This is a genomic window from Kribbella speibonae (assembly GCF_004331375.1).
Classification (GTDB): domain Bacteria; phylum Actinomycetota; class Actinomycetes; order Propionibacteriales; family Kribbellaceae; genus Kribbella; species Kribbella sindirgiensis.
Genome location: NZ_SJKC01000005.1, coordinates 567,545 through 583,756 on the forward strand (window position 1 = coordinate 567,545; position 16,212 = coordinate 583,756).

16 protein-coding genes are annotated in these 16,212 nt (G+C 67.7%); 8 read left to right on the forward strand and 8 right to left on the reverse strand.

Annotated elements, in window-relative coordinates; all coding sequences use genetic code 11:
- Nucleotides 1–31: 31 nt before the first annotated feature.
- Nucleotides 32–1,435 (reverse strand): PepSY-associated TM helix domain-containing protein, encoded by a 1,404-nt coding sequence (locus E0H92_RS33985; RefSeq protein ID WP_238173718.1) that lies wholly within the window; start codon nt 1,433–1,435, stop codon nt 32–34.
- A 133-nt stretch (nt 1,436–1,568) separates the two neighbouring features.
- Between E0H92_RS33985 and E0H92_RS33990 the strand changes: the two genes are divergently transcribed.
- The 3 genes from E0H92_RS33990 (at nt 1,569) to E0H92_RS45310 (ending at nt 3,592) form a co-directional block, all read left to right on the forward strand.
- Nucleotides 1,569–2,132, forward strand: a complete 564-nt coding sequence (locus E0H92_RS33990) for a hypothetical protein (RefSeq protein WP_202873958.1) — start codon at nt 1,569–1,571, stop codon at nt 2,130–2,132.
- A gap of 124 nt (nt 2,133–2,256) precedes the next feature.
- Nucleotides 2,257–2,802 carry a sigma-70 family RNA polymerase sigma factor gene (locus tag E0H92_RS33995; RefSeq protein ID WP_131499129.1) on the forward strand — a complete coding sequence of 182 codons (546 nt, stop codon included), beginning with the start codon at nt 2,257–2,259 and terminating at the stop codon, nt 2,800–2,802.
- A gap of 52 nt (nt 2,803–2,854) precedes the next feature.
- The gene (locus E0H92_RS45310) at nt 2,855–3,592 is read left to right on the forward strand and encodes a VOC family protein (protein ID WP_131499130.1); all 738 of its coding nucleotides are present in this window, start codon (nt 2,855–2,857) and stop codon (nt 3,590–3,592) included.
- A gap of 5 nt (nt 3,593–3,597) precedes the next feature.
- Here the strand turns inward: E0H92_RS45310 and E0H92_RS34005 are convergent, their stop codons facing one another.
- Entirely contained in the window at nt 3,598–4,140 is a 543-nt protein-coding gene (locus tag E0H92_RS34005) for an RNHCP domain-containing protein (RefSeq protein WP_131499207.1), read from the reverse strand.
- 74 nt (nt 4,141–4,214) lie between these two features.
- Here E0H92_RS34005 and E0H92_RS34010 point away from each other — a divergent pair, with 74 nt between their 5' ends.
- From E0H92_RS34010 to E0H92_RS34020, 3 genes are read left to right on the forward strand one after another with little or no spacing between them, the layout of a single operon-like run.
- Nucleotides 4,215–4,985 (forward strand): ABC transporter ATP-binding protein, encoded by a 771-nt coding sequence (locus tag E0H92_RS34010; RefSeq protein ID WP_131499131.1) that lies wholly within the window; start codon nt 4,215–4,217, stop codon nt 4,983–4,985.
- Nucleotides 4,982–5,743 (forward strand): ABC transporter permease, encoded by a 762-nt coding sequence (locus E0H92_RS34015; protein ID WP_131499132.1) that lies wholly within the window; start codon nt 4,982–4,984, stop codon nt 5,741–5,743. Before E0H92_RS34010 ends, E0H92_RS34015 begins: the two co-directional genes overlap by 4 nt.
- Before the next feature lie 15 nt (nt 5,744–5,758).
- Nucleotides 5,759–6,529 (forward strand): MerR family transcriptional regulator, encoded by a 771-nt coding sequence (locus tag E0H92_RS34020; RefSeq protein WP_131499133.1) that lies wholly within the window; start codon nt 5,759–5,761, stop codon nt 6,527–6,529.
- A 4-nt stretch (nt 6,530–6,533) separates the two neighbouring features.
- On the opposite strand, the gene E0H92_RS34025 is transcribed toward E0H92_RS34020, so the two are convergent.
- A complete protein-coding gene (locus tag E0H92_RS34025; protein WP_131499134.1) occupies nt 6,534–9,347 on the reverse strand; it encodes an AfsR/SARP family transcriptional regulator in 2,814 nt (937 codons plus the stop codon).
- Nucleotides 9,348–9,401: 54 nt separating this feature from the next.
- Entirely contained in the window at nt 9,402–9,905 is a 504-nt protein-coding gene (locus E0H92_RS34030) for a peptidase inhibitor family I36 protein (protein WP_131499135.1), read from the reverse strand.
- A gap of 111 nt (nt 9,906–10,016) precedes the next feature.
- Between E0H92_RS34030 and E0H92_RS34035 the strand changes: the two genes are divergently transcribed.
- Nucleotides 10,017–11,354 (forward strand): phospholipase D-like domain-containing protein, encoded by a 1,338-nt coding sequence (locus tag E0H92_RS34035; RefSeq protein ID WP_165550147.1) that lies wholly within the window; start codon nt 10,017–10,019, stop codon nt 11,352–11,354.
- 4 nt (nt 11,355–11,358) lie between these two features.
- Here the strand turns inward: E0H92_RS34035 and E0H92_RS34040 are convergent, their stop codons facing one another.
- Entirely contained in the window at nt 11,359–12,789 is a 1,431-nt protein-coding gene (locus tag E0H92_RS34040; RefSeq protein WP_131499137.1) for an alpha-amylase, read from the reverse strand.
- Nucleotides 12,790–12,895: 106 nt separating this feature from the next.
- Between E0H92_RS34040 and E0H92_RS34045 the strand changes: the two genes are divergently transcribed.
- Entirely contained in the window at nt 12,896–13,141 is a 246-nt protein-coding gene (locus E0H92_RS34045) for a hypothetical protein (protein WP_131461811.1), read from the forward strand.
- A gap of 5 nt (nt 13,142–13,146) precedes the next feature.
- Here the strand turns inward: E0H92_RS34045 and E0H92_RS34050 are convergent, their stop codons facing one another.
- The 3 genes from E0H92_RS34050 to E0H92_RS34060 are packed head-to-tail and all read right to left on the reverse strand — an operon-like array spanning nt 13,147 to nt 16,148.
- Nucleotides 13,147–14,607, reverse strand: a complete 1,461-nt coding sequence (locus tag E0H92_RS34050) for an alpha/beta hydrolase (RefSeq protein ID WP_131499138.1) — start codon at nt 14,605–14,607, stop codon at nt 13,147–13,149.
- An 18-nt stretch (nt 14,608–14,625) separates the two neighbouring features.
- Nucleotides 14,626–15,513 (reverse strand): phosphotransferase family protein, encoded by an 888-nt coding sequence (locus E0H92_RS34055; protein WP_165550149.1) that lies wholly within the window; start codon nt 15,511–15,513, stop codon nt 14,626–14,628.
- Nucleotides 15,510–16,148: a DUF2461 family protein gene (locus E0H92_RS34060; protein WP_238173720.1), complete on the reverse strand. Its 639-nt coding sequence runs from the start codon at nt 16,146–16,148 to the stop codon at nt 15,510–15,512. The genes E0H92_RS34055 and E0H92_RS34060 overlap by 4 nt, the downstream gene beginning before the upstream one ends.
- Between the last annotated feature and the right edge of the window lie 64 nt (nt 16,149–16,212).

The following is a 16,212-nucleotide window of genomic DNA, read 5'->3' on the forward strand; positions in this document are numbered from 1 at the left end:
CAACCCCACCGTGAGAGCCCCGCCACGTCGGCTACGGCGCGGTGTTGAACCACGCGGTCAGGCGTGGGACTCGGCGGAGCACGAGTTGGTCGAGGAGTAGTGCGGCGGCCAGGGTGAGGCCGAAGAGGGGTAGGAACAGGGCGAGGGCGACGACGAGGACGGCCAGGGCCGGGGTGGCGCGGAGTGGGAGGCGGCCGCGGGGTGCGCCGAGGGCGTTGCCTTTCGGGCGGCGGCGCCACCACATCAGCGGTCCGCTGACACACATGAACATCACACCGAGACAGAAGACCGTGGTCGCCCAGAAGTTGAGCGTTCCCAGGCGCCGGCCCTCGTGCAGCGCGATGCCTTGGGCAACGACCTTCGCGAGCGCCGGGTAGTCGCTGTACCCGTACGTTGACACCACGCGACCGCCGTACCGGTCGACGTGCAACGTGCGCTCCTTGCCGGGGTCGTTGAACGCGTAGCCGATCGCCGAGTAGACGCCCGCGTCGTCGGCGGGCAAGGCGATCGTCATCGGGCGGCGCAGCCCGTTGCGCTGGCCGACCGCGATCGCAGTGTCGACGGTGGCGACCGACCGTTTCCCATCGGCCGGGTTCGAGCGCGGCACTTCGGTCTTACCGAGACCCCACGGCACCGAGTGGCTGTGCGGGAGCGACTCGTCGAGGGTCGAGGTCGGGTTCGACAGCGCACCGGGATCCTCGCCCCAGAACGACGTACCTTGATGCGTCGCGAGCTCCTGGGTCTTCGCGCCCCAGAACCCGGTCCACGGCAGACCCGACACGATCAGGAACAGCAGCCCGATACCCAGGACCGCGCCGGTGCGGCCGTGCCGTGAGCGCAGTACGGCGCCCGCCGCACCAGCAGCCCGTCGACGCGCCCGCGCGACCCTGCCCTTGAAGAACAGGTAGTAGCCGGTCAGCGCCATCACGATCGCCCAGCAGGCGGCGATCTCGATCACGTAATCGCCCCAGCGGCCGGCCATCAGTTCGCCGTGCAGCAGGATCGCGGCGCCCGACAGCGTCGTGTCCGGGTCGAGCGAACCCAGGACCTTGCCTTCGTACGGGTCGACGAACACGTCCCGCGGACCGGCCGCGGTGTCGACGGAGAACACCGTCGAGCGGTTCGGCGCGGAGGGCTCGGTCATCGAGACGACCGTGGCGTCGGGGAAGGCCTGGTGTACCTCGTCCAGCTGTGTCTCGTACGGCTGCGCGACCAGACCCGCGGGCTGGTCGACCTTCATCAGATCAGCGTGCAGAACCGGTTCGATCTGGAAGCGGAACAGGTAGATGAGGCCCGTCGCGGCGAGGATCAGCAGGACCGGGATCACCAGGAAGCTCGCGTAGAAATGCCATCGCCAGAACGCCCGGAACAACCCGGCGCCGCGGGTCCGCGCACCGTTGTCCGGCTTCGCTGGGGCCTCCAGTACTGCGCTCACGTCCACTCCTTCTTCGCACCGTCCACACCAGGAGTCGGTTCGCCGGCGCGATCAGTTCCAGCCGGCCGATGTGGCGTGGGACACAGGTGCGGCCCGAAGGGCTGTCCGAGCGGGATGCGACGATGGTCCGGCCATGCAGCAGACGTGGGGGTTCCGAGGGACGCGGGCCGCGATGTTCGCGGTCACCTGCGTGCTGCTCGCCGCCCTCGGCCACGTCGTGATGTCCGGCGCGGGCCTCCCGTGGTGGGCGATCCCGATGGGCTTCGGCTGGATCGGCGGCACCGCGTGGATCGTCGCCGACCGGGAGCGCAGCGTACCGTTCGTCGTCCTGAGCACGCTGGTGGCGCAGGGCGCGCTGCACCTGGTGTTCTCGCTCGCACAGTCGATGGCAGTCCCGCACGCAATGCACACCGGCCATCAGATGACCGGTACGTCGTCATTCGGCATGCTCGGTGCTCACCTGCTCGCGGCGCTCCTGTGCGGGCTGTGGCTCGCGTACGGGGAGCGCGCCGCGTTCGCCGTACTGCGCTCCGTCGCCCGCCTGATCCTGGTGCCGTTGCGGCCGTTCACGCGCCCACAGATCACCACGCACCGGCCCCGGATCCGGCCCGCCCACTCCCCCGCGCCGTACGACGATCTGCTGCTCGCGCACGCCATCACCTCCAGGGGTCCACCGAGCGGAATCGCTGCTTTCTGACAGCACGATTCACCCCGGGCGTTCGCCGTCCGGGGCTGTGCCATGCCATTCGGCAGGCCTCCGCTCACCGGTGCCGCGGTTCCCCGCGCCGCCGGATCATTTGGACCCCAGAAGGACTCACTCCATGGCTTCTGCCTTGATCGACGACCGATCGACCCATTGGGCGATCGCCGCACGTGACGGTGATCTCGTTGCCCTCGACCACTTCGTCCGCGCGCTGCACCACGACGTACGGCGCTACGTCGCCCACCTCAGCGGCGACGCGCACGCGGCCGACGACCTCACCCAGGAAACGTTCCTGCGGGCGCTGCAAAGCCTGCACCGGTTCGAGGGCCGCTCGTCAGCGCGGACCTGGCTACTGTCGATCGCCCGGCGTACCGTCGCCGACGATCTGCGCCGCAAGGCCGCGCGCCCGCGGATCTCGCGGCACGACTGGCAGCGCGCCGCCGAACAGTCCCAGCCGCGGGGCCTGCCCGGATTCGAGGACGGCATCGCGCTGACCGAACTGCTCGACAAGATCCCCGGCGACCGCCGCGAGGTCTTCGTCCTCACCCAACTCGCCGGCGTCCCCTACGCCCAGACCGCCGCCCACCTGGGCTGCCCGATCGGCACGGTCCGCTCCAAGGTGTCACGGGCCCGAACAACCCTCGCCGATCTGCTCACCGCCTGACGGCCCAGGCTGCCTCCCGATGCGGGAGGCAGCCTGGCCTAGGATCGGCCGTATGGCGACGCGGCTGGTACAGATCTCGATGAAGGCGCACGACAGCTCGGCGCTCGGCAGGTTCTGGGCGGAGGCCCTCGGCTGGGAGGTCACCGCCGACAATGCCGAGGAAACCAACCTCGAGCCCGTGGGTTTCAGCTATCCCGACCCGACTGCCGTCTGCATCGACGTCATTCCGGTCCCCGCTCCCAAGACGGCGAAGAACCGCGTCCACGTCGACCTCGCCACCACCTCCGCGGCTCACCAGGCCGACCTGATCGAACGCCTCCAGAAGCTCGGTGCGACACCCGCCGACATCGGCCAGGGCGACGTCCCGTGGACCGTCCTCGCCGACCCGGAGGGCAACGAGTTCTGCGTCCTGGAGCCCCGGCCGATCTACAGCGACACCGGCCCGATCGCCGCGGTCGTCGTGGACTGCGCGGACCCGCGAGCGATGGGCCGGTTCTGGTCGGAAGCCATGGACTGGACGCTCCACGAGACGACCGACAACTCCGCCGTACTGCGGTCCGCCAAGGGCGTCGGGCCCTACCTCGAGTTCATCCGCACCTCCGACCCGAAGATCGGACTGGACCGCATCCACCTCGATCTCCGCCCGTACCCCAGCGACGACCACGCAGCGGAGGCGGACCGGTTGCGCTCACTCGGCGCCACCGACCTCGACATCGGCCAGGGCGACGTTGCGTGGACCGTCCTGGCAGACCCCGAGAACAACGAGTTCTGCCTGCTCACTCCCCGCTGAGCACGTCACGCCGGGCTCGCGTCGGTGGCCGCCTTCTTGCGGGCCCTCGGCTTACGGGGTTTGGTCCCGTTGCTGCCGTTGCCGTTGCTGCCGTTGAGCGCGGGCTCAGCGGCGAACGGGACGAACGGCATGGTCAGCGGGAGCGCCGCCAGCCGCATCAGGAGCAGGACGTTGTCGTCGCCGGCGGTCTTGTTCAGGCGCAGACGCCCGCAGTTGGTGCACCGGTGGATGAGGACCCAGCGGCCCTCGCCGCGGACCGTGACCGCGATCGGCTCCATGCCGCCGGCACAGTCGGCCTTGCGATCACCCGGCACGTTGCGGTCGAGGTGACGCGACCACAGGCAACTCGGGCAATGATTGCGATGGGTAGTTCCAGGGGCGTCGAGGGAGACCTCTACGCCGCAATGTTCACAGCTGAACGAACGTGCGAATACCAAACCGAAGAACCTTTCAGAGCAAACCTGCAGGACAGAGCAGACATACGCGTCCCTCCTTCCGGTCCGCACCGACTGATCCGGCGCACGTCCCCCCAGCAGATCAGTCCCCATCGGCACCGTCAATCAAATAACCCGCACGCGGCCGCTTGACCTTGACGCTGGGTCAACCCCGCAAGGTGATCCCCATGACAGTTCAATCGACCTCCGGCCCGGCGATCCGGGTGCAGGGTCTGGAGAAGGCGTACGGGACGAAGGCGGTGCTGCGCGGCGTGGACTTCGACGTCGCGCGCGGCAGCATCTTCGCCCTCCTCGGCTCCAACGGGGCCGGCAAGACCACCACGATCAGGATCCTCTCCACCCTCCTCAAAGCCGATGCGGGCGCCGCCGCCGTCAACGGTTTCGACGTGGCCACGCGGCCGGCCGACGTCCGGGAATCCATCAGCCTGACCGGGCAGTTCGCCGCCGTCGACGAGATCCTCACCGGCCGCGAGAACCTCGTCCTGGTCGCCAAGCTCCGGCACGTCGCAGACCCCGGCGCGGTCGCCGATGCCCTGCTCGACCGGTTCTCCCTGACGGAGGCGGCCGCCCAGCGCACAGCGACGTACTCGGGTGGAATGCGCCGCCGCCTGGACATCGCGATGAGCCTGATCGGCGACTCGCCGGTGATCTTCCTGGACGAGCCGACCGCGGGGCTCGATCCCGAGGCACGGATCGAGGTCTGGCAGACGGTGAAGGAACTCGCCGGCCACGGTACGACGGTGCTCCTCACGACGCAGTACCTGGAAGAGGCCGAACAGCTCGCCGACCGGATCGCGATCCTGCACCAGGGCCGGATCATCGTCAACGGCACCCTCACCGAACTCAAACAGCTCCTCCCACCCGCCGAGATCGAGTACGTCGAGAAGCAGCCGACCCTCGAGGACGTGTTCCTCACCATCACCAAGGACCGCGCATGACCAGCCATTTCCTGGGCGACACCGCAGCCCTTACCGGACGCAGCCTGCGCCACATCGTTCGCAGCGTCGACACGATCATCACGACGGTGCTCACGCCGGTCGCGATGATGGTGATGTTCGTGTATGTGTTCGGCGGCGCGATCGACACCGGGTCCGAGGCGTACGTGAACTACCTGCTGCCCGGCATCCTGCTGATCACGGTCGCGTCCGGCGTCGCGTACACGGCGTTCCGGATCTTCATGGACCTGAAGAGCGGAATCTTCGAACGGTTCCAGTCGATGCCGATCGCCCGATCGGGCGTGCTCTGGGCGCACGTCCTCACCTCGCTGGTCGCCAACCTGGTCTCGCTGGTGATCGTCGCGGGCGTCGCGCTGCTCATGGGATTCCGTTCGAGCGCCGGCGTACTGGACTGGCTCGCCGTCGTGGGGATCCTGTTCCTGTTCACCCTGGCTCTGACGTGGATCGCCGTCATCCCGGGACTCTCGGCGGCAACGGTCGAGGGCGCGGGCGCGTTCGCGTACCCGCTGATCTTCCTGCCGTTCGTCAGCTCGGCGTTCGTGCCCACGCAGACCATGCCGGGCCCGGTGCGCTGGTTCGCCGAGAACCAGCCGGTGACGTCGATCGTCGACACGATCCGCAACCTGTTCGCCCAGCAGCCGGTCGGGGACGACATCTGGACCGCTCTGGCGTGGTGCGTCGGCATCCTCGTCGTCGCGTACGTCTTCGCCGTGGCTGCCTACCGCCGCAAGATCGCCTGAGGCAGGCTGGGACCCATGCTCACGATCAGCCAGCTGGCGACGCACGCCGGGGTGACGGTGCGAGCGGTGCGGCACTATCACAAGATCGGCCTGCTGCCGGAGCCCGGACGCGACCACTCCGGGTACCGGGCGTACGACGCCGGCGCGGTCGTGCGCCTGATCCAGATCCACACGCTCGCCGGTGCCGGCGTACCGCTCGCCCGCGTGCAGGAGCTGCTCGACGCCGCTCCGGAGGAGTTCAGCGACGGCGTCGAGAAGATCGACAAGGACCTGCGCGCCGAGATCCGGCGGCTGCAGGACACCCGCAAGCGCCTGGCCAGGCTCGCCGCGGGCGAGCACCTCGCACTGCCGGCGAGTGTTGTGGACTACCTCGATCGGCTCCGCGAGCTCGGCATGGACGAGCGGTACATCGTGCTCGAGCGGGACGCCTGGATCATGATCGCGGCCCAGGTCCCGCACCTGGTCGACGATGTCATCGTCCAGAAGCACCAGGCGCTGGAGCACCCGGACACGGTGAAGCTCTACCGCCTCGTCAACGAGACCCTCGACGCGGCGGCCGACGACCCGCGGATCGTCGAGATGGTCGACCTGATCGAGAGCATGATGATCGCCGCCGTACAAGCAGGTGCTGCCGGCAGCTACGGCCTCGACGACGACCTGGTACGGCTGATGGACACCGCGATGCTGGAAGCCGCCCCGGAGGCCCAGAGAATCATCACCCTCCTCGAACAACGCGGCTGGAAAGGCTGGACCCGCATCGAACGGATACCCGCTGACCGACTCTGAATCGTCAGGTGTTTCGGTCGATCAGGTCCGGCGCCGCTGGTGTGTCGGAGCGTGCGATCTCGCGGCGCTCGGCGGCTGAGATCAGGCCGAGCTCGTGCAGGATCCCCGCGGACCGGCGCCAGCAGTCGCGGGCGGTGCCGGCCGCGCCGAGATCGGCCTGCGTCCGGCCGAGCCCCCACCAGATCTCGGCGTCGAGCAGCGTCTGCGTCGCTTCCGACCGGCGGCTGGCCGCATGCGCACGCTCGAAATGGGCAAGAGCCTCAGCAGGCCGACCAGCCAGCCGGGTCGCCTCGGCCAGGTTGCAGAGAATGTTCGCCAGCCAGTTCATCTCGTCCAGCGACTCAGCAATCGCCAACGCCTCGGTGTGCGCGGCGACCTCGTCCGCGGGCCGGTCCGCGTGCCGATAGGTCAACCCGAGGCTGGTCAGAGAGTCGGCCAATGCGGTCGGCCGATCATTGCGCCGGTTCAGCTCGATCGCAGCGCGCGAGTGAGCGATCGACTCGTCATGCCGCCCGAGCAGCCGGTACGCCGACGCCATCGAAGCCAGCTGCACCGCCTGACCAGCCTCGTTCCCGATCTCCCGGTACGCGGACAACGCGCGCGACAGGTGCTCCAGCGCGAAACTGTTGTCCCCCCACCGCAGCAACGCGGCCCCGATGTTCTCGTGCGCAACCGCCGTATGGAACGGCTCGACGGCCGCGGCCAGCACCAGCTCACCGAGCCGGAGCCTGTCGCGATGCCGCCCGCGCAAGGTCAGCCCAAGACCAACCGCCGAGCCGATCGCGGCCGACAGCCCCGGGTCCATACCGGCAGCCTGGCGCACGATCGCGGACAGATTGTCGGCCTCCGCATCGAGCCATGCGTAGACCTCGTCGCGATCGCGGAGTTCGACACCGACCCCCGGCAGGGTTGCGGGTCCGGCCTCGGTCCGCCAGGCGGCATCGGCGTTCAGCAGTCGGCACGCGGTCCGCGCGGTCGCCAGGTAGCAGTGCAGAGCCCGCCAGACAGCGGCTGCGCGACTCGCGTCGTCGTCCGTTGCACGAGCACGGTCGCGTCCGAACAGCCGGAGCAGGTCGTGCGCCCGGTACCGGCCTGGCGCGTGGCTGTCGAGCAGCTGCATGTCGACCAGGCTCTCGAGCAGGTCCTCGGCGGTACTGGTGCTGGTGTTCGCCAAGGCCGCGGCAACTGGAATGCCCACGTCGGCAGCGTCCAAGAGGTTGATCTGCCGGAAGAGCCGCTGTTGCCGATCGTCGAGCTCCTGGTAGCTGACCTGGAAACTTGCCCGCACGCCGCGGTCCTCGGTCTGCAACTCACTCAGCCGCCGGCTGCCGTGGTCGGTGGTTGCGAGCCGGTCGGCCAACGTCGGCAAGGTCCACGACGGACGGGAGGTCAGCCGGGACGCAGCGATCGAGACCGCGAGCGGCAGCGCGCCACAGAGCCGTACGACGTTTGCGGCGGCCTGGCGCTGCTCCGGGTCGGCCAGGTCGACCCGCTGGACCAGGCGGGCGAGCAACGCGATCGCGTCTTCTTCAGGCAGGACCTCGAGCGGTTCGTGGACGGCGCCGGTCAGCGCCGCGAGGATCCGGCGGCTGGTGACGATGGTGCGGCACTCCGGCCCGGCCGGGATCAGCGGTTCGACCTGGCTGACGTCCAGGGCGTTGTCCAGGACCACGAGCAGCCGCAGGTCGTTCGTCATCGAGCGGAACCGGGCGGCTGCCTCGTCGGTGTCCGCAGGTACGGTCCCGTCGGCGGCGCCGAGCGACCGCAGGAACCGTCCCAGCACCTCGGCGGGTTCCAGGGGCGCGACATCCGGGGTGGATCCGCGAAGGTCGACGTACAGCTGACCGTCCGGGAACGCGTCGGCAACCAGATGCCCAACATGCACCGCAAGTTCCGACTTCCCCACACCACCAGGCCCCGCAAGAGCCGCAATCGGCGCCGGCCGCACCCGCACACCCCCCAACACCTCCCGAAGCCGACCAATAGCCGCCCCCCGCCCCACAAACCCCGGCACCCCCAACGGCAACTCCGCCGGCACAACAGCCCGGGGCTCGTCCCGGGGCTCGTTTGGAATTGTTCCTGCTAGTACTGCGCGTTCGAGGTCACGGAGTTCTTGGCCGGGTTCTATGCCTAGTTCCTCGACGAGGAGGTCGCGGCCCTCGCGGTAGCACTCGAGGGCCTCCGCCGGTCGGCCGGAGCGCCACAGAGCTGTCATCAGCAGGGCGCGCAGGTGTTCGCGCAACGGCTGCTCGGCGACCAGCGCACTCAGCTCCGCGATCGCCTGCCGGTACCGCCCCAGCGCGAACTCAACGTCGTACAACTGCTCCGCGATCGTCAGCCGCAGCTCAGCCACCCGCTGGGCGCTAGCACTCAGCGCCCGCGTCGACAGGTCCCGCAACGCCGTACCACGCCACAACGCGAGAGCAGCCCGCAACCGATCAGCCGCATCCTCGAGATCACCCGCAGCCTGCGCCTCGGCCTGCAACCGCTCGGCCTCTGCCAGGTCGATCCGAACCTCCTGGTCGTTCAGACGGTACCCATGCGGTGTCGTCTCGATGAGTTCCCGTTCGCATCCGGCGTCCGCGAACGCCCGCCGCAACGTGGACACCTGAATGGACAACTGCGTCCGCGCCGAAGCCGGCGGACTCTCGTCCCACACCGCATCGATGAGTTCGTCGGCCGACACCGCCCGACCGGCCTCCATCAGCAGCGCGGCCAGCACCTGATGGGCCCGCTGACCCCCGAGGCTCGCCGGTCTCCCTCCGACCATCACCTCGACCGGGCCCAGCACCCGGATCTCCACCCCGTCCCCGACCATCACTTCAGGTTAGGCGACGACCGGGTCCCCTACTTCCTGTAGCTGTCGCGCGAGCTATTTGACACGCCAGCCGAAGAAGCGTTTGCACTTGTCCGGCTTCATCTCTCGGTGCGAGCTGATGCTGTTGCTCCAGTTGCCCGCCTCGTCCTTGCCGTCGCCGTACATGTAAAGCTTGGTGACGTAGTGCCCCGGGCGGACGCAGAAGCGATCCCCCTTGTCGCTGTAGTTCGTGCGCGTGTAGAACTCCACGGTCGCGTCACTGTGATTGATCAGCGAACCCGCGTTGTTGTCCCACTTCTGAATCTGGCCCTCGCTGTCGCCGTGGTCGCGGTCCTCACCGGAATCGTCCTTCGCACCATGGGCGGTTTCGCAGTTCATCGCCGTGTACAGATAGATGTGCTTGTCACTGCTCGGCAAACTGTTGGCAGTCGCCCGGCAGTCCTTCTCCCGCGCGGACTCGGCTCCCGCTTTCACGGTCGGCCCCATCGCGGTCGCGCTCACACCGCCCACCATCAGCACGGCGGTCGCCCCCGAGATCAGCACCCATCGCGTGCCCATCACAACTCCTCTTCCTGGATGGTTGATGCCACGACACTAGGAACAGCCGCTATACGCGCGTTATCCCGGCGCGATAACCGGCACATAACCGGCGTACCTACCGTCGCCGGTATGAAACCTTCGGATCTGGTCAAAGGACTCGTGATCGCCGCGACGACAGGCGCACTGGTGTACGGCGGAGGCGCCCAAGCCACCGCTGCGGCGCAGGAGGAGGGGAACGGCGCGCCCGACAAACCAACCATGTTCGTGGACAACGATCCGAACGGCACCGACAATCAGCAGTTCCGGATCCGCAACTACCTCGTCAACCTGATCAAGGGCGCCAAGGACGGCTCGGAGATCACCATTGCGTCGTACCGGTTCGACGACACGGACGTGTCGAAGGCGCTGGTCGACAAGATCGAGAACCATGGCGTGAAGGTGCGCGTGATCGCCGACGGGAAGGACGCGGACAAGAAGGCCTACAAGGATGTGGCTGGTACCGACGAGCCGGGGTCCTGGATCCACAACTGTGGAAAGCCCCAGGAAGACCCTGACCACAACATGCACACCTCGTGCAACGGTATCCACATTATGCACAACAAGTTCTACCTCTTCAGCAACACCGGCGGGAAAACGAATGTCGTCATGCACACGAGCTCGAATCTGAGCACGAAAGGCGACGATCACGTCACGTCCTCGGGTCCGGAGATGTGGAACACGGCGTACACGGCCATCGGCGAGAAATGGCTGTACGGCATGTACCAGAACTACTTCAACGACCTGACCGCAGGTATCGACGTCCCCGACTACTACGAGTACTTCAACAAGAAGTACGGCCAGTCGAACGGGAAGTACAAGCTGTACGTCTCACCGCGCAAGGAGTCGGACGAGAACGTGACGTTCGCGAACATCCTGAAGAACGTGGAATGCGGTGACAACAAGACGGGCGGTACCAGCGGCACCGGCAAGGACGCGCACCGCACCATCGTCCGGGTCGCCGCGGCCCAGATTGCGAAGGGCGGTGGCGCGACCGTCGCCGCCGAGCTGTTCAGGCTGGACAACGAGGGCTGCTACGTCGACGTCGTCGGCACGGAGGTCAGCCAGGCCAAGGACGGGCCGCTCCGCGGTGGACTGCTGCGCGCTCCGACGGGCATTTACCACGGGCCGGAGGTCCGCGAGTTCAGCGAGAACCAGTGCGGTACGCACGAGAAGAACATCCTGATCGACGGCAACTACGACGGGGACGGGGACCAGAAGATCGTCTTCACCGGAAGCCACAACCTCAACAAGAAATCGCCGTTCCACAACGACGACATGATCCTGCGGATCAACGACGCGGACGTGCACGAAGAATTCAGGAAGCACTTCTTCAAGATCCGCGCCGCCGCGGCGATCACGTGGCAGACGAGCAAGTACGAGACGACCGACCCGGACGATCTCAAGTTCGAGTGCCCGGTGAAGAAGTGAGGCCCTACGAGACCCGCGCCGCGGCGTGCAGGGCGAGGCCGTCGGTTGGGGCGATGTCGGCGCGGAACCAGCCCGACGAGTCGACGGTGTACGTCGGGCCGGTGCAACGGCCGGCGGAGTAGTCGCCGTGGAAGATGTCGCAGTACACGCCGGCCGGAAGCTGGGTGTGGAAGCTCCGGCCGGTCAGCGCCGTACTCTCGTCGTTGAGGACCAGGTAGCCCTTGCCGCCACGCCCGAACGCGATCGCGTCGTTGCCGTTGTCCCACCACTCGGTCACGCCGGTCCCTCGTACGGCGTTGTGGAAGCCGACCATGTTGGCGATCACCCGCCACTCGTGCTCGCACCGCCAGCGCTTGCTGAAGCAGGTCGTGTCGACCGTCTGCCCGCTGCCGGTCGAGGGCGGTCCCTGGTCGTTCGACGTGTACTCGTAACTCGACATCACCTTCGGCGTCCCGTACGTCCAGGCCAGCATGAAGGCGTTCGCCATCGCGTACCGCCCGTTGTCGCGGAACGTCAGTACGCCGGTGCCGCGCTGGGTGTCGTGGTTGTCGGTGAACACCACCGCGCGATCCGAGGCCAGCGGCTCCGCGAACGTCTTCAGGTAGGCGAGCCGCTCGGTGTTGAAGATCTTGGCGAGATCCTTCCCGTACCGGAACTCGAGCACATCGCCGTTCCCGACGTACTCGTCCGGGGTGATCGGCTCGCCGGCGCCGTAGATGACCTCCTGATACAGGTACGCCGGACGCGACAACCGGGACTTGATCGCGGCGATGTCCGCGGCGGGCATGTGCTTGGAAGCGTCCAGGCGGAACCCGTCGACGCCGATCGACAGCAGATCGTTCAGGTACGCCGCGATCCGGCCGCGCACGTAGTCGGTGTCGGTGGCCAGATCGGCGAGGTCGACGAGTTCGCAGTTCTGCACCTCGTACCGGTCGCCGTAGTTGACGATGTCGTCGTTCCCGTTCCGCCCGCAGTGATGGAAGTCCTGCGTCTGGTACGTCCCCGGGTAGTCGTAGTGCGTGTACGACGAGCCCGCGCTGCCGGTGCCGCCCGACGAGCCGCCGGTCATGTGGTTGATCACGGCATCGACGTACACCTTGACGCCGGCCGCGTGGCAACTGTTGACCATGGCAACGAATTCGCCGCGGGTCCCGCGCCGTGTGCTGTCGAGTTTGTAGCTCACCGGTTGGTAGTCCTGCCACCACGGATACCCGGATCCCGGCAGCACGACATGCTCCTGCGGAGGCGAGACCTGGACGGCGCCGTACCCCTTCGGGCCGAGCACCTGGCCGCACTCTCGCCCGACCGACGTCCAGTTCCATTCGAACAGCTGGACGATGACGTCGCGCTCCCCCGCCGGCGCCGCCTGCGCAGTCGCCCCGCTCATTCCGGCCATCGACAGACCCAGCAACAGGACCAGCAGTTTGCGCATCATCGGACTCCTCGGGGCGGTGGGCCTCCTCATCAAACCACGCGGTCCGGCGAGTCCGAGGGGTTCCCGTGTCGCACAGTCGCCCGGGACGGCGCATACTGGAGGCCTGATGCTGCCCTATCGCGCGACGACGCGTCGTCACCTGTCAACCAGTCCTTTCAAGGCCCAGGTTTCTGACTCGCTCAAGAGTTACGAAGTCGGTGAGCGGGTCTCCCACGACAGGGAAGGACTCGGCCGCGTCCATGCGGTCGAAGCCGATGGCACCACGGTGATCATCGACTTCGGCGCCGGACGCCTCCTCCGGGTCGCGGCCCCGTTCTCGAAACTCCACTCCCTCGGCCAGGCCGACGCCTGATCCGCTCACGCTGCGCAGCGGGTGTTGCGCGGCGGGACCGTCAGCGACGCCAGGTAGTCGGCGACGTACCGGTTGATGCAGTCGTTGCGACCGACTGCGGTATGCCCTTGACCCTCCCAGGTCAGTAACTCCGCGTTACCCAGACTCGCGGCCATCGCGACGGCACCGGCGTACGGCGTCGCGGGGTCGTGACGGGTACCGACCACGACGATCGGGTGCGGCGTGGCGGCGACGGGCGGCTGCAGCGTGTGCCGCGCCGGCTGCCAGAACGCGCAGCCGAACAGCTGCCACGACCCCCAGACCCCGAACAGCGGGTACTCCTTCGAGAACCGGGCCCCGGCCGCCCGGATCTCACTCTCCGTCGGCCCCGGCGCGCTGTCGTTGCAGTTGATGACGAGGAGTGCGTCTTCCGAATCTCCTCCGCGGCCGGCCTCGGCCAGCTCACGCAGCGTGCCCGAGTCGCCGTCCGCGGCCTCCCCCAGCCCATCGGCGAGATCGGGCCAGCGCGCGTCGTCGTACAGGGACGCCACCACAGCATCGACGACATCGACGCCGTACGTCGGTACGTCGTCGCCCGGCCGCCCGCTCGGGATCGGCGACGCCTGCGCCTTGCGGACCAGCTCGCCGACGGACCGGCGCACATCGCCATCACACCTGTCCTGAGTCCCGCACCAGGCCGCGAACTGATCGAACGACGCCTCGAAGCCGGCAATCTGCCCTTCGACGGTCTCGATCCAGGTCGTGCCCGGGGCGGTCGGAGCGTCGAGTACGGCGGCGCGCACCTTGTCCGGATAGCGGCGCGCGTACTCCGCACCGAGTTTCGCGCCGTACGACCAGCCGAGGTAGGTCAGTGTCGACTGGCCCAGAGCCACTCGGATGCGGTCGATGTCGCCGGCCGTCGCCGTCGTACTGAACAAGGCCGCCTTCGGGCCCAGCGCCGCGGCGCATTCCTCCGTGATCCCGCGCATCACACCGGCAGCGCGCGCGTACCCCGCGTGGGTCAGCAGATCCGGGAACGTCGGCGTACCGCTGTCCGCGTGCTCACACCGAATGGGCCGCGACCGCCCAACCCCACGCGGATCGAACCCCACCAGATCGAACCGATCCAGCACAGCCTCAGGCAGCAACCCTGCTGCAACCACCGCATGATCCACACCAGACTGCCCAGGCCCACCCGCAATCAGCACCAACGGATCCTTGACCTCGGCCCCACCCAACCGATGAACCCGAACAACCTGCACCCCGAGAGTCCCCGCGCCCTCGTCCGCAGGATCGAACTCAACCTCCACCACCCCACACCGAACCTCAAACCCCTCGCCCACGTCAGCAACAGCCGAGCAGTCCCCCCACTCAATCCCCGCCGACTCCCCCACCGACGAACAAGAGCCCAGACCCAACCCAGCCACCAACCCCAAAACCACCCCCACCCGCCCCACACCCCCAGTAGGCACCCACCCCACCCCCACGACAAGACCGAACCTCGGTCAGCCGAGGAACTTCTCCGCTCGTGCCACGTCGGCTTCGATGCGTTCCGGTGAGAAGTGTTTGAGGACTGACTCGTGGACCTGGTCGACCATCCAGTGGGCCTCGTAGCTGCGTCTTGTTGCCGGGGTGAGGTGGGCCAGTTCGTTCTCGACTACCTTCAGCTCCTCCGTGCCGACTGTCTTTCGGCCGATGCTGCCCCAGTGGAGGCCGAGGAGGGCGTAGTGGCGGTCGCCGCGGGCGGTGCCGGTGTTCCAGTCGACGACGCCGGTGACGTTGCCGGTGTCGTCGAACAGGACGTTGCCCGGTGTGTAGTCGGTGTGTACCAGGTCGTCGCCTTGCATGCGGAAGGGGCGTCCGCCGTCGACTTCGAGCAATCGCGCCAGCAGCCGCCGGCCACGCTTCCCGAGTCGGCCGATGGTGTTCTCGAACACGCCGTCGACGTCCGGGAAGGCCCTCGGCCGTGGGACCTGTGGATCGTGGCGGAGCAGGCCGGCGAAGCGGTTGTTCATGGCGACGAACGACGCTGCGGTGGTCTCGTCGAGCGCGTTCACGTGGTGGCCCGGCAGCCTTTCCTGCACAACAGCGACGTACCCGTCCGAAAGCTCCATCACCAACTGATGCTCCGGAACGGGCAGGCCTTGTCCGCGTACCTTGTTCAGCACGCTCGCCGTCTGCCGCATGACGGCCAACGGTGTGCGCGTGCGCGTCATCGCCGACTCGCGCCCGTCCGCCCACGCGACGAACGCCGCGCTGCTGGAACCGCCGTCCTGATCGGCCAGCCCGGTCAGCACCAATCCGCTGCCCGTGCGAGCGTTCACCTCTTCGATGACCGCGGTCGGCGCCCACGGATTCTCCGAAAACCGAAACTCGATCTTGTGCTCTGTCACGGCCTCACCTCCGAGACATTCTCGACCAGCCAGCGGGCCAACGGGCGCAGTTGGGAGAACGCGGCGAGCACCTGATCTGCCGCGGCGGGCGTGTGAATCCATTCTTCGCAGCCGAGCGAGCGGGTCGCGATCACCGACTTGTGCCGCAAAAGCTCCGCCCGCGGATGATCAACGGGATAACCCCGCAGCGGCCGCTTCAGCAGCTCGCCCGAGAGTACGAATCCCTCCCGCTCGAGCTTCCGCACAATCGCCACCAAACGCGAACCAGAACCGTCGACCGCAACGGCAGCGCGATAACGCTCGATCTGCGCCGACGGCGCGTACCACCACGCCACGCAGACCTCCAATCCCTCCAGATCGAACCGCACCCCGAGCTCGATATTCCGGGCCAATCGCACAATCGCGCTCTGCCGCTGCCACGCTCTCAGCAACACCTCGCCGTATCCCCAGACCGAAAAGTCCTCGTACGCCGAATCCGCGTCCGCCACCGCATTCAGCAGGTCGATCATCGGCTGCCGAACCAATTCCTCCCGCTCCCGCCGGCACTCCCGCCGCACATCGGCCGAAGGCTCCCCCTCGAGCCTGAGCAGCACATCGAACGCCTCGCGCGGCCACCCCTCGAATGTCCCACTCACCCAAGGCAGCATAACGATTGAATACGCACCTCCAGGCGCCGTATCAGCTGCCGTTCACCCGCCT

Excerpts from the sequence above, each read along its gene's own strand:
- E0H92_RS33990 (WP_202873958.1), top strand. The coding sequence starts at position 1,569 with ATGCAGCAGACGTGGGGGTTCCGAGGGACGCGGGCCGCGATGTTCGCG.
- E0H92_RS33995 (WP_131499129.1), top strand. The coding sequence starts at position 2,257 with ATGGCTTCTGCCTTGATCGACGACCGATCGACCCATTGGGCGATCGCC.
- E0H92_RS45310 (WP_131499130.1), top strand. The coding sequence starts at position 2,855 with ATGGCGACGCGGCTGGTACAGATCTCGATGAAGGCGCACGACAGCTCG.
- E0H92_RS34005 (WP_131499207.1), bottom strand. The coding sequence starts at position 4,140 with ATGGGGACTGATCTGCTGGGGGGACGTGCGCCGGATCAGTCGGTGCGG.
- E0H92_RS34010 (WP_131499131.1), top strand. The coding sequence starts at position 4,215 with ATGACAGTTCAATCGACCTCCGGCCCGGCGATCCGGGTGCAGGGTCTG.
- E0H92_RS34015 (WP_131499132.1), top strand. The coding sequence starts at position 4,982 with ATGACCAGCCATTTCCTGGGCGACACCGCAGCCCTTACCGGACGCAGC.
- E0H92_RS34020 (WP_131499133.1), top strand. The coding sequence starts at position 5,759 with ATGCTCACGATCAGCCAGCTGGCGACGCACGCCGGGGTGACGGTGCGA.
- E0H92_RS34025 (WP_131499134.1), bottom strand. The coding sequence starts at position 9,347 with ATGGTCGGGGACGGGGTGGAGATCCGGGTGCTGGGCCCGGTCGAGGTG.
- E0H92_RS34030 (WP_131499135.1), bottom strand. The coding sequence starts at position 9,905 with ATGGGCACGCGATGGGTGCTGATCTCGGGGGCGACCGCCGTGCTGATG.
- E0H92_RS34035 (WP_165550147.1), top strand. The coding sequence starts at position 10,017 with ATGAAACCTTCGGATCTGGTCAAAGGACTCGTGATCGCCGCGACGACA.
- E0H92_RS34040 (WP_131499137.1), bottom strand. The coding sequence starts at position 12,789 with ATGATGCGCAAACTGCTGGTCCTGTTGCTGGGTCTGTCGATGGCCGGA.
- E0H92_RS34045 (WP_131461811.1), top strand. The coding sequence starts at position 12,896 with ATGCTGCCCTATCGCGCGACGACGCGTCGTCACCTGTCAACCAGTCCT.